The organism is Pricia mediterranea, from assembly GCF_032248455.1.
GTDB classification, from domain to species: domain Bacteria; phylum Bacteroidota; class Bacteroidia; order Flavobacteriales; family Flavobacteriaceae; genus Pricia; species Pricia mediterranea.
In genome coordinates this window covers 2,676,437-2,688,512 of sequence record NZ_JAVTTP010000001.1, presented here as the reverse complement: position 1 = coordinate 2,688,512, position 12,076 = coordinate 2,676,437, and the positions used below count along the sequence as shown (strand labels likewise).

The following is a 12,076-nucleotide window of genomic DNA, read 5'->3' as shown; positions in this document are numbered from 1 at the left end:
ATGAATAAACCGCATCCAATGTCCGATTTGATCAAAAAAACCGAAGCTTTTGTCACCGATCTACTGTCCAACGAATTGAATCCCGATTATCTCTACCACAACCTTCGCCATACTCAAAGAGTAGTCAAAAGTACTAAAGAATTGTTTGAAAATTATCGATTGGACGATTCGGAAAAGCAGGCGTTGACGTTGGCCGCCTGGCTGCACGATACAGGTTACACGCAGGGCCATGAAAACCACGAAGCGGCCAGCTGCGAGATTGCGGAAATTTTTTTAAAGAAAGAAAATTGCGACGGCAGAACCATTAAGAAGGTGCAGGAACTAATCATGGCCACTCAACGGCATACCGAACCGAAAAATCTATCCGCTAAAATTATCCGGGATGCCGATTCGTCGCATTTCGGTTCGGACAGTTACGTAGAGACCTCGGAACTGTTACGGGAAGAACTCTCAAAACTGGGTGTTGCCGAATACACTCAAGAAGAATGGCGCGATATGAACATCGAAATGTTCCAAACCGAGCACCGTTTTTATACGCAATACGCCAAGGACAATTGGCAAGAAACCAAGGACGAAAATTTACAGAGCTTAATCAAGAACAAGCAGAAAATCGAAAAAAGAGCCAAACGGGAGGATATGAAGGCCCGTTTGAAAAATAAATACAAAGATAAAAGCCCAGAACGCGCCATACAGACCATGTACCGTGTTTCGATGCGAAATCACCTAAAGCTCAGCGATATTGCCGATACCAAGGCGAATATTTTGCTATCGGTGAATGCCATTATTATCTCGCTTGTTTTGTCGAACCTGCTGCCCAAGCTCGACAACCCATCGAACGACTACCTCATTTACCCGGCGGCCATTTTTGTACTATTCAGTGTAGTGTCGATGATCATGTCAGTGGCAGCCACTCGGCCCAATGTCACGACCGGGGAATTTACCAAGGATGACGTAAAGGACCAAAAGGTCAATCTCCTCTTTTTCGGTAATTTTCATAAAATGGACCTGAAAGATTATGAGTGGGCCATACAAGAACTACTAAAAGATCAAGCCTATGTCTATAACACCATGACCAAAGACCTTTATTTTTTAGGTGTGGTATTGAACCGGAAATACGCACTGTTACGATGGACCTACACTATCTTTATGATAGGGATGGTGCTTTCGGTCATCGCGTTTTTTGTAGCACTCAAGTTTTACGGTCCCGACAGAATCATTGAACTGCCGACTTAATACATTTAGCGCTTAAAATCATAGCTGAACATCTACCCGTAAAAAGGTCAAATACAAAAACCAGCTACCGCATAATCCCACAATCGCATAACCCCATAAACTTTTAAACTCATTTTTCCAACTCTGCCATTAGGTCATCGTAGGTGTAGGTTTTTTCCGTTGGACCGTCGCCATCGGCTTTATAGAGAATATCGGCCCGAATGGCCTTAAGTCCAGAAACACCCTGTACTCCTTGCAAATCAACGATTTCAACCTTGCCGGTAAAAAAACCTTTCGACTTCAGAAATTTTATGTACCGTAGATATTCCAGTTCGTCCTTTTCTTGGGAATATACGACAACCATTTTTCCCGGCTGGGTGAGCCTCTCCTTTGTGCCCTTTATGAACGATTTGTCGATGCGTTTTTTAATTACCTCATAACGGGCATTGTAAGTACCATCGACATCGAATCTTTTTTCGTCCATCCGGAAACGAATGGATAGTGAGGTATTGTAAACAAGGATCATGGAGGCTACATCAAGGGCAGTCGACAACTTGGGCTTCCATTTATAGTGAAGGTTTTCCATTTCGCACATGACCTGCAGCTGCCATAATCGAAGATTGTTCAGATAAATTATATCAAAGCCATCATTATCTACAATTGAGTTGCCGATATACATATTGTGTTCTATGCCATCGGTCTTATAACGTTCAAAATAATGCGGAAACATGGCTTGGGCCACTTCCTGCTTTTTATCCATATGGGTAGCTAACCTCTTATTGATTTCCATCACGCTTTCATCATAATTTCTACGATGATCGTAATACGACTCGGTCCCCATATCGATCGAGGCCTCGTAAGCGGTCACTAAATCTTGCAAAACAGGGTCTGAACTCCTGAGATGCTGCAATACGGGGCTTATCTGGGTTTGTACAAAATTGAAAATTCCCTGTTCATCATTGGTATCGAGCCTATTTCGAATTCCATCGATATGATCATTTACCCTGAACATAAGCTCTTCGTAAATCGGCAGCCTTTCTATTTTCCAAGCGGTAGCCAATATATCGTTGATTTCGGAGAGCTGTATCATCAAGTCACGTTGAACGGCCAGATTTCTGGCCTCTGATGAATCTTTTATATCAATCTGGCCATACAGAGGATATACGTTTTTAAAAACAATTTCACTAAAAACCGGCTGTTCCCCTTCCAAATCGTCTATGATAAAACGACGGGCCTCTTCTTGAAATCGCCAGTAAACCGATTCGTGTACGGAAGTGCACTCATTTTGGATTATGGCATCGATCCGATTGCTTTCTTCAATTTCAGAGCGAACAACGGCCGATATTATAAAGGGCATTACGTCTTTGAGCTTAGTGGCGTTGACACTGTTCAATGCATTTGTCTTAGTCGATACAAGCTCCAGTATTCCCAATAATCTTCCTTTATCGGCAATCGGGGCCAGAACGGCACTTTTGATACCAAGTTCCGATAGACTTTTGTAGGGTTGAATGCCTTTCGTTTCTTCAGCGCACCTATCGACATGGGATATGGCAAAATGATTGTTATCCCTTAATAGTTTTTGATACGATTTTTGACACAGTGCGTCTTCACAGGATAGCGTGTCTGCATCCTGCAGAATAAAGCTCCGAATGCCGGCACCGTAAACCCGTTCAAAGCGATTTTCTTTGGCATCGTACCGCACGAACCCGGCCTGTATCGTTGGTTCGTTAAAGAAAGACCTGAACGTATCCTGAAAGTTAGAGATGAAATTTTCGCCACCCCGTTTATCGCTGGCGATCAAACTTGACTTTATTTCCGAGATGGCGTGCTCTGCGGTTACGTCGAAAATATTGGAAATGACAAATCCCTTGGCGATAAAACTGTTCGGTGGAATTTTGTCTTTCCAAAGCTCGACATCGTTGAAGTTGTCCAAAAGTTCATCGACATCGGCGCGGGTCAGTGTTCTTGGTTTTTCCGCAGGCAAGATTTCCATAAAGTCGGCGTTGTATAAAATCCGATAATGCCGCATGACCCCGTTGGCATCGGGAATGTCATAAAACAAAGGTCTTTTGAAATCAAAGTAAAACCCGTAATAAAAATTTAGGATGACCGTCGCGGTAACAATGTACATCTGATCTCCAGGCATATTGCGCAGTACGGGCACAAAGTCGTCTCCTCCAGCATTCTTCAGGATTTTCTTGAACCGCTCGGAGGGATTGAAAATGATATCGTCAAAGGGTAAGGATGCCGCTTTTATCTCATTATGTGTAAGCACCTCCGGAAATACATCGTGCAATAAAGTCTCTATGACATCTTTGTGCTTTTCAAGTAGGGAGAGATCGGTAAACCCATCCCGCAACTCGGGGTATGGCTTCTGCACCTCCAAAATGTGGCGGGCCTTTTTTGCCAAAAATTCGTCCTCGCCCTGGGCCATGGTATCGTACCGCTGCAGCAGCTTGTCAAAGCTGATGAGCTGTATCAGTGGGTATCCGTCGGCGCCCTTGTCGTTCATCGTAATAGTAATCGTTATTGCATTTGCAAAATTACGAAAGAAATACCACAACTCCCCCGCGGGCTTCTACCACGGGAATAGGAACCGACAAAAGCAATCCTATCATAGAATTACGGGATTTTAATAGTGAATAGGATAGGCGCCGAAGGAACTTGGGATTCCTAAAGATAGAGGTCGTTTCCGGAGCTCGATACTTGATAGCCTGCAGCTTGAAAGCACACTGGCTGAAGACATCAACAGTTTCCCGTTCAATTCTCCGCCATTATAACAAGCTGGCAAATTGTAAGAATGGAGTTGGTCGCTGTGGCTCAAATAAACTCCACATTCGGTATCTTAGCGATTCGGTACATCTTGCAACCCTGACCACAAATGTCTTCAAACTCCCGCTTATCCCGTGCATTTAGAAATGCAAAAAGGCTAACCTTTGACGATAGTTCAAAGTTTATTTTTTTCAGCGACTGCCACAGGGGCGATAACAGTTTTGCCGATGACTTTGCGAACAACCGCAACATCTACTTTCACGCCCTGAACTTCTACTATGATAATGGGTTTGAATACTGCGAGCTGGGCGATGGCGATGAGCTTTGGGAAAACATTCATTTTGAATCGATTTTCGAAGCCCATAAGAATATTTATGGCCTTCTGCGCCAATTCCATCTTGCAGGAAGGCTGCATATGATATGGGGCAATCACGACATGGTCTATAAGGATCCCGATTATGTAAAAGCCCATCTAAGCAGTTATTTCGAACCCATCGATGGCGAATCGAAAGAGCTTTTTGAAGGTATTACCTATAACGAGGCCCTCGTACTTCAACACACGAGGACAAAGCAGGAAATTTTTCTGACACACGGCCATCAGGTCGATTGGTGGAACTACACATTTTGGCGTTGGGGCCGATTTCTGGTCCGGGTGCTCTGGAAACCCCTTCAGGTGTGGGGCATTGCGGATCCCACCAATCCCGCCAAGAATTATAAGGAACTGATCAAGATTGAGCGCCGTATCAAAAAGTGGATGTTGCAGAACAACGGTCCGATTACGGTGACGGGCCATACCCATCGCCCCCGATTTCCCGAACCAGGCGATATTCCCTTTTTTAACGACGGTAGCTGCGTGCACCCTCGGAGTATTACCGGAATCGAGATCGAGGGAGGGCAAATTTCACTTATCAAATGGCAGATAGCGACCACCGAAGATGGTACACTACGGGTAGTACGAGTGCTGCTGGAAGGACCACAGCAACTTATCGATTATAATACGACGAAGTATTAGATCAAGAAACCTTTTCATCACGAGCCTTGACCCTTGTCATCTGGATCTTGACGCTTTGGCAATACCTCTTCCGGAAATGGAAAGAGGATGGTGGAATTCTTTTCGGCAGCTATGTTCGAAAGGGTTTGATACAGCCTTAATTTAATGGCCGAGGGGGATTGGTCCATTAGCTTCCCGGCCTCCAACAATTTGCCAGCGGCCTGTTCCTCCGCAAGGGCAAGGATTATACGTGCCCTGCGCGAACGTTCCGCCTCGGCTTGATTGGCCATCATCCTTCTCATATTCTCGGGCAATTGAATATCCTTGATTTTCACGTCGATGATGTCGATACCCCATTTGTAAGTCTCTTCCATCACTATCTGCTTGATATTGTTTCCCATTTCCTCCCGTTTAGAAAGAATGGTATCCAATTCGACCTTACCGCAAACATCCCTCAATGCGGCCTGCGATAATTGCGTAATGGCAAATTTATATTCCTCGACCTCCAGTACGGCTTTTTCAGGGTCGCTAATCTGGAAAAAAACCACGCCATCTATGCTGCAGGGCACGTTATCTTCCGTCATGACCTCTTGAGAGACAATGTTAATAGTGATTACACGGATATCTACGATTTGAACGGTCTCCACAAAAGGAATTATCCATCGAAGTCCTGGTTGCAGCGTCTTGATGTATTTTCCGAATCTGAATTTTAAGGCCCGCTTATATTCAAAAATGATCCGAATGCCCCCAAAGAGGAACAATAGGAATAAGATACCTATAAAAAATAATGGGTTCATAGTCTAGGCTGATTATGATTGTTGGACGTAAACAATCGAACCTTAGTAAATTACGACATTTTTGGATATGGAGCAAAGCTTACCGCGAACGATTTTCACGTTAATTTGAAAAACATCGAGGGCCGCGTTGACGGCATCATGAAAGAATTGAATCTCGCCGTTGTGCGACAAACTCTTCGAAAAGTAAAATACCGAACTGGGATACCAATAATGCGGACTATATCCCCAGAATCCTTGCATCCACGAAGAACGTCGAAGTGATATCGATTTCGTGGTCGGATTCGATGATTTCGTCGGTCACCGTTTAATTCGTAAGTTGAACTCGTCTTTTTTAATATACTCCTGCAAATCAATATCTAGGACATCGACATCTAAGGTACTCCCTACACCATCCGGAACCTCTTGCTCGGCAATCAAGACTTCTTCAAGTCCCTCAGAGGCAATATACACTTTAATGGAATTCAGAAAACTGAAATCAGAACCGGTGGGCGAGGTTATGACCATTTGCAGTTCGGTCAGTCTAATTTCTTCACAAAAAATTGGTTACCCGCCTATATGACGCTTCACTCCACTACCAATACAAAGTAATTCTTCTTCCCCCGTTGCAACAGTACAAACTTGTCGTTGATCAAGTCGGAGGCTGATATTAAGTAGTTGCCGTTCACCTTCTCTTTGTTTACCGCAATGGAATTTTGTTTTAAGGTTCGGCGTGCCTCGCTGTTGGATGCCAAAAAGCCTGTCTTATCGGCCAAAGCGCCGATCATATCGAGTCCGTTTTCCAGCTCAGGCCTCGCTATTTTTGCCTGCGGAACCCCGTCGAAGACGTCGAGAAAGGTCTTTTCGTCTAGTTTCCTAAGGTCTTCGGAAGTGGATTTCCCAAAAAGGATATGACTGGCTTTCAGAGCATTGTCCAGTTCTTCCTCGGAGTGCACCATGACCGTGATCTCTTCAGCAAGCTTTTTTTGCAGAGTACGTAAATGCGGTGTTTCCCGATGTTTGGCAATCGATGCTTCGATGTCATCCTTGGAGAGAAAAGTAAAGATCCTGATGTATTTTTCCGCATCTTCATCGGAAACGTTCAGCCAGTATTGATAAAATCGATAAGGGGAAGTGCGCTCGGGATCCAACCAGATGTTCCCACCTTCCGTTTTTCCAAATTTCGTACCGTCAGCTTTGGTAATCAAGGGGCAGGTCAAGGCGTAGCCTTTCCCGTTTCCGATACGACGGATCATTTCGGTACCTGTAGTTATATTGCCCCATTGGTCACTACCCCCCATTTGCAACGTGCAGCCCTGGTTTTGAAAGAGGTGTAGAAAATCGTACCCCTGTACTATCTGATACGTGAATTCGGTGAACGACATGCCTTCTTTCGCTTCGGATGTAAGCCGTTTTTTGACGGAATCTTTCGCCATCATGTAGTTAACGGTTATATGCTTTCCGATATCGCGAATGAACTCTAAAAATCCGAAATCTTTCATCCAGTCGTAGTTATTGATCAATACCGCGGCATTGTCGGCAGCATTGTCAAAATCGAGAAAACGGGTTAATTGTGCTTTTATCGCCCGTTGGTTGCGCCGCAAGGTGTTCTCGTCTAAAAGGTTGCGTTCAGTGGATTTGCCCGAGGGATCGCCGATCATTCCGGTCGCGCCCCCGATCAAGGCATAAGGTTTATGGCCGGCCAACTGAAAATGCCGCAACATCATCACCCCGACCAAGTGGCCGATATGTAGCGAATCGGCCGTCGGGTCGATACCCACGTAGGCCGACCGCATTTCTTCCAACAGGTGTTCTTCCGTTCCGGGCATGACATCGTGCAGCATGCCCCTCCATTTTAATTCTTCTATAAAGTTTGAAGGCATTCTTGATTGGGTTTATTGTAATTGTTGTGGATGCAAATATCCGAAGTAATTTCCTATTTCCTACCTTTGGACCATGATTTTGGTAACCGGAGGTACGGGATTGGTCGGCGCCCATCTTTTGTTCAAATTGGCGGAATCGGGCCACTCGATCAAAGCAATTCACAGAAAGGGAAGCAACCTCGAAAGGGTTGAAAAAATTTTCGGATACTACCACGAAGCATCCGCAGATCTCTTTAAGACTATCGAATGGATCGAAGCCGACATCAACGACATTCCGGCCCTTGAAGTCGCTTTCCTCGGCGTCACCCAGGTCTATCACGCGGCAGCATTGATTTCGTTCAATCCAAGGGACTCCAAAAAACTGCAGAAAACAAACATCGAAGGTACGGCGAACATTGTAAACCTCTGCATCGACAATAGTGTTGAAAAACTATGCTATGCCAGTACCATTGGGGCTATTGGTAAAAGCGCCCATAGTAACCATGCCAGCGAAAACACCCCATGGACCCCGCAGGAAGCCAATGTGTACGGGCTTAGCAAACATGCCGCCGAAATGGAAGTCTGGCGTGGATCTCAAGAAGGGCTCCCCGTGGTCATGGTCAACCCCGGGGTAATTATTGGCCCTGGATTCTGGGACAGTGGGAGCGGTGCACTTTTCACCACCGCACAGAATACCTACGGCTTTTATCCGCCCGGTGGAACAGGATTTATATCGGTACACGATGTGGTTGACATGATGTACGGACTTATGGAGTCGAACAACAAAAACGAACGCTTCATTGCCGTCGCTAAAAATTGGACTTATCAAAAAATTCTCACCGAAATAACTCTGGAACTGGGCATAAAACCGCCCAAGCGACGACTGAAATTTTGGCAATTGGAAATCGGCCGATGGTTCGATTGGACAAAAGACCTGTTTTTTCGAAACGGCAGAACCATCACGAAGAGCCACATAAAATCACTAAAAAACCGGCAGATTTTTGACAACGGAAAAATAAGCTCCGCTCTAGATTTTGAATTTCGCCCGATACAGGACGAAATCCGATTTTGCTGCCAAAAATTTAAAGAAGAACATTCTTGATCTGATCGAATCCTCCAAGATCTTCAAGTTTCTTTGTGAACAGACCACGATTATCCCTGCCCGCAAAAAATCTTTCTATTTTACCATAGACCCGGGCTTAGAACTGATTACCACTTGATTTTGAAAGAGAGTTTTCCGTTTTAGAGCTTCATCTTAAATGTTTGTCCTCCTATTTATCCGGCCGTCAAATATGACTTAACACTCTACGACTTAGGCGTAAGTTTTTTCCGGAAAAAATTTGCTCATATCGGGTTAACCATCCCAAAGGAGGTGGGTTCTTAATATGACCAAAAATGACAGGCTATTTCAAGAATTTTCGGTCCTTTGTCCTAAGTCTTACAGCCCTACGTCAGATTTGGGTCTCAAAACGGATAAGCACCTCAACTTAATCGGTATCATCTCGGTTTTCCTCCGATTCCATCCTGCGCAAACTGTCGTTGACCCTCTTGGCCTCTTCCATGGTCTTGGCCTGTTCTTCGAGTTTCGATTCCACCCTTTTATAGATTTCTTCGTATTCGGGTGGCAAGGAGGCATAGTAGCGATCGCTTTCGACAAATTGAAGGCTGTCGATATCGTATTTCTTGAAGATATAGTCCATAGGTTCAATATCCAAATCTTGCAGCACGGCCATGTTGGTCGATTTAGCCGCATTGACTATGGCCAAGTCCGTTAAAATCGAGACCATTTTATCCTCTGGAATAAGGTCGTCGGGCTTTTCCAGCAGGTTCTCGTTGCAGGAAAGCAGACTTAAAAGGACTAGCAGCAAACAATAATATCTCATTTTCAACATATTAGCTCAACTGAAAAGCTTCCAATTTCATTAATCGATTTAAATCCCATTTTTAGAGGTCCACCCGCCTAACTCTCAGCTCTCTTTTCTTAACTTCACCTCACCGTCGCTTGCACCTTCATCTTTTGATTTCAGGAAAACTTCATCGGCAACAACACTGAACATTACTAAATTAGTTTTGGCCGTTTCCCATAGTCCGTCACTGGACTTCCGTCTCCTCATTGTTCAGTGCTCACCACATCTCCGCCATCGTTTTGGATCTGCAGAAACTGCTTCCGTCTCTGAAGTATTCAATGCTTATCCTCTGTTACACTGCATTTCGGTCTTCCGTCACCCCTCCTCCGTGGTCTCTTCTCTCTATTCTCTGCTATCTTCTCTTTTTGACCCCAGCTTTCTATCCTCTATCGAAAGTCATCCTTTTGGCGCGTCGCTCGTCGGACCAATTTCCGTTTACGTAGGCCAGGTGTCCATTGACAAAAGTATGGGTGATTTTTGAGCGGAAACGATTCCCTTCAAAAGGGGACCACCCGCACTTGTAGGCAATATTTTCTTTGGATACCTGCCAAGGGGAGTTCAGGTCCACCACCGTCAAATCGGCGAAATACCCTTCCCTGATGTACCCCCGTTTTTCTACTTGGAATAGCATGGATGGATTATGACACATCTTTTCCGTTATTTTTTCCAAGGATATCTGCCCGTCGTGGTACTTTTCCAAGATGGCGGGCAGGGCATGTTGCACCAGCGGGCCGCCGGAGGGTGCTTTAGTGTAAACGTTATCCTTTTCCTCAAGCGTATGCGGGGCGTGATCGGTCGCGATGACATCGAGCCGATCGTCAAGAAGGGCTTTCCACAACTTCTCGCGATCTACCGCCGTTTTTACCGCTGGGTTCCATTTAATCAAAGTTCCTTGGGTAGCGTAATCAGCATCGGAAAACCAAAGGTGATGAATACAGACTTCTGCCGTGATTTTTTTATCCTTTAGGGGGATGTCGTTCCGGAACAGCTCCGTTTCACGACCCGTGGAAAGGTGAAAAACATGCAACCGCGCCCCGGTCTTCTTGGCCAGTTCGATGGCCTTTGAGGAAGAGAGGTAACAGGCATCGGCACTGCGGATCCTAGGATGGTATTTTATGGGGATGTCATCTCCATATTCATCCTGATAGCGGGCCAGGTTTTGTTTGATGGTTTCCTCATCCTCGCAATGGGCCGAGATGACCATGTCCGTATTTTTGAAAATACGTTCAATGACGGTCTCGTCATCCACCAACATGTTGCCCGTCGACGAGCCTAAAAAGAGCTTCACACCGGAGCAGGCCTTCTTGTCCAGCTTTTTCAGCTCCTCCAAATTATCGTTGGTGCCGCCAAAAGGGAAGGAGTAGTTGGCGAACGAATGCTTGGCGCCAAGCTCGAATTTCTTCTCGAGTTTTTTTATAGTGGTCGTCTGGGGCACGGTATTGGGTTGCTCCATATAACTGGTGATACCCCCCGCGATTGCGGCCCTGCTTTCGGATGCGATATCGCCTTTATGGGTGAGACCGGGCTCGCGAAAATGCACCTGATCATCGATAATGCCGGGCAGCAGATGTTTTCCGTTTAAATCGATGACCGTGGCATGGTCGTCCGAAATATCGGTAGCTATCTTAGTGATCCGCTCACCCTGTAAAAGCATGTCGCTTTCAAAGACGCTATTTTCGTTAACGATATTCGCATTCTTAAGAAGTGTTTTTTTCATAAATACATCCTATTATGAACTCGTTAAGAGCTAGGAGGCTAGAAGTCCATCCGTTAAAATCCGTCCCTACGGAACAGACTTCTAATTTTCATCATAAATACCCCAAAGACAGCTTCACGAACTATGGAGCCGGTCATTTTGGATTTCCCTTTTACCCTGTCCCGAAAGATGATGGAGACCTCTTTTATCTTGTAATTTTTAAGGTAAGCCCTAAATTTCATTTCGATCTGGAAGGCATATCCCACAAAGCGAACCGAATCCAAGTCGATATTCTCGAGCACATGGCGTCGGTAACAAACGAAGCCGGCCGTCGGGTCTTGTACCCTCATGCCCGTGATAATCTTGACATAAAAAGAGGCTCCATAGGATAAAAGCACCCGATACAAAGGCCAGTTCACTACATTGACCCCTTTTTTGTACCGTGACCCGACAGCGACATCGGCCCCGTTAACACAGGCCCGAAGCAAGCGTTGCAAATCTTCGGGATTGTGGGAAAAATCGGCGTCCATCTCGAAGATATAGTCATATTTCTTGGCGATGGCCCATTTGAACCCATGGATATAGGCCGTACCCAGGCCGGATTTCTCTGTGCGTGTCTCCAAAAATAGACACTCGGGGAACTCGATTTGCATCTCCCGGACCTTTTCGGAGGTGCCGTCGGGGGAATTATCGTCGACCACCAACACATGAAAGTCCTTGTTGAGCCGAAAGACCGCCAACACAATGGCCTCGATATTTTCAATTTCGTTGTACGTAGGGATAATGACCAGGCTGTCGGACATCGAACGCTTTGCTTTAAGGGACCGTGAAGAGGTCTTCTTGCAAAAATAAACTTTTACCAT

Annotated in this window: 10 protein-coding genes; 3 read left to right on the top strand and 7 right to left on the bottom strand. The window is 45.4% G+C overall.

Annotation, left to right across the window (positions count from 1 at the left end):
- Window positions 1-18 precede the first annotated feature (18 nt).
- The gene (locus tag RQM65_RS11005; protein ID WP_314014969.1) at window positions 19-1,233 is read left to right on the top strand and encodes a Pycsar system effector family protein; all 1,215 of its coding nucleotides are present in this window, start codon (window positions 19-21) and stop codon (window positions 1,231-1,233) included.
- Window positions 1,234-1,342: 109 nt separating this feature from the next.
- On the opposite strand, the gene RQM65_RS11000 is transcribed toward RQM65_RS11005, so the two are convergent.
- On the bottom strand, window positions 1,343-3,724 hold the full coding sequence (locus RQM65_RS11000; protein WP_314014967.1) for a GAF domain-containing protein: 2,382 nt from the start codon (window positions 3,722-3,724) through the stop codon (window positions 1,343-1,345).
- A gap of 369 nt (window positions 3,725-4,093) precedes the next feature.
- Between RQM65_RS11000 and RQM65_RS10995 the strand changes: the two genes are divergently transcribed.
- Window positions 4,094-4,996 carry a metallophosphoesterase family protein gene (locus RQM65_RS10995; protein ID WP_314014966.1) on the top strand — a complete coding sequence of 301 codons (903 nt, stop codon included), beginning with the start codon at window positions 4,094-4,096 and terminating at the stop codon, window positions 4,994-4,996.
- Window positions 4,997-5,013: 17 nt separating this feature from the next.
- Here the strand turns inward: RQM65_RS10995 and RQM65_RS10990 are convergent, their stop codons facing one another.
- From RQM65_RS10990 to tyrS, 3 genes are all read right to left on the bottom strand, one after another.
- Entirely contained in the window at window positions 5,014-5,772 is a 759-nt protein-coding gene (locus RQM65_RS10990; protein ID WP_314014965.1) for a slipin family protein, read from the bottom strand.
- A 297-nt stretch (window positions 5,773-6,069) separates the two neighbouring features.
- Window positions 6,070-6,276, bottom strand: a complete 207-nt coding sequence (locus RQM65_RS10985) for a hypothetical protein (protein ID WP_314014963.1) — start codon at window positions 6,274-6,276, stop codon at window positions 6,070-6,072.
- A gap of 59 nt (window positions 6,277-6,335) precedes the next feature.
- Entirely contained in the window at window positions 6,336-7,631 is a 1,296-nt protein-coding gene (gene tyrS / locus RQM65_RS10980) for a tyrosine--tRNA ligase (protein ID WP_314014961.1), read from the bottom strand.
- Window positions 7,632-7,704: 73 nt separating this feature from the next.
- On the opposite strand from tyrS, the gene RQM65_RS10975 reads away from it, so the two are divergent.
- Window positions 7,705-8,712, top strand: a complete 1,008-nt coding sequence (locus tag RQM65_RS10975) for an NAD-dependent epimerase/dehydratase family protein (protein ID WP_314014959.1) — start codon at window positions 7,705-7,707, stop codon at window positions 8,710-8,712.
- A gap of 385 nt (window positions 8,713-9,097) precedes the next feature.
- Here the strand turns inward: RQM65_RS10975 and RQM65_RS10970 are convergent, their stop codons facing one another.
- The 3 genes from RQM65_RS10970 to RQM65_RS10960 all read right to left on the bottom strand — a co-directional run bounded on the left by RQM65_RS10970 (window position 9,098) and on the right by RQM65_RS10960 (window position 12,016).
- On the bottom strand, window positions 9,098-9,493 hold the full coding sequence (locus RQM65_RS10970) for a DUF4296 domain-containing protein (protein WP_314014958.1): 396 nt from the start codon (window positions 9,491-9,493) through the stop codon (window positions 9,098-9,100).
- 403 nt (window positions 9,494-9,896) lie between these two features.
- A complete protein-coding gene (locus tag RQM65_RS10965; RefSeq protein ID WP_314014957.1) occupies window positions 9,897-11,234 on the bottom strand; it encodes a dihydroorotase in 1,338 nt (445 codons plus the stop codon).
- Window positions 11,235-11,287: 53 nt separating this feature from the next.
- On the bottom strand, window positions 11,288-12,016 hold the full coding sequence (locus RQM65_RS10960) for a polyprenol monophosphomannose synthase (protein WP_314014956.1): 729 nt from the start codon (window positions 12,014-12,016) through the stop codon (window positions 11,288-11,290).
- Between the last annotated feature and the right edge of the window lie 60 nt (window positions 12,017-12,076).

Coding starts and splice junctions, on each gene's coding strand:
- RQM65_RS10995 (WP_314014966.1), top strand. CDS start 4,094: ATGTCTTCAAACTCCCGCTTATCCCGTGCATTTAGAAATGCAAAAAGG.
- RQM65_RS11005 (WP_314014969.1), top strand. CDS start 19: ATGTCCGATTTGATCAAAAAAACCGAAGCTTTTGTCACCGATCTACTG.
- RQM65_RS10990 (WP_314014965.1), bottom strand. CDS start 5,772: ATGAACCCATTATTTTTTATAGGTATCTTATTCCTATTGTTCCTCTTT.
- RQM65_RS11000 (WP_314014967.1), bottom strand. CDS start 3,724: ATGAACGACAAGGGCGCCGACGGATACCCACTGATACAGCTCATCAGC.
- tyrS (WP_314014961.1), bottom strand. CDS start 7,631: ATGCCTTCAAACTTTATAGAAGAATTAAAATGGAGGGGCATGCTGCAC.
- RQM65_RS10965 (WP_314014957.1), bottom strand. CDS start 11,234: ATGAAAAAAACACTTCTTAAGAATGCGAATATCGTTAACGAAAATAGC.
- RQM65_RS10960 (WP_314014956.1), bottom strand. CDS start 12,016: ATGTCCGACAGCCTGGTCATTATCCCTACGTACAACGAAATTGAAAAT.
- RQM65_RS10970 (WP_314014958.1), bottom strand. CDS start 9,493: ATGAGATATTATTGTTTGCTGCTAGTCCTTTTAAGTCTGCTTTCCTGC.
- RQM65_RS10985 (WP_314014963.1), bottom strand. CDS start 6,276: ATGGTCATAACCTCGCCCACCGGTTCTGATTTCAGTTTTCTGAATTCC.
- RQM65_RS10975 (WP_314014959.1), top strand. CDS start 7,705: ATGATTTTGGTAACCGGAGGTACGGGATTGGTCGGCGCCCATCTTTTG.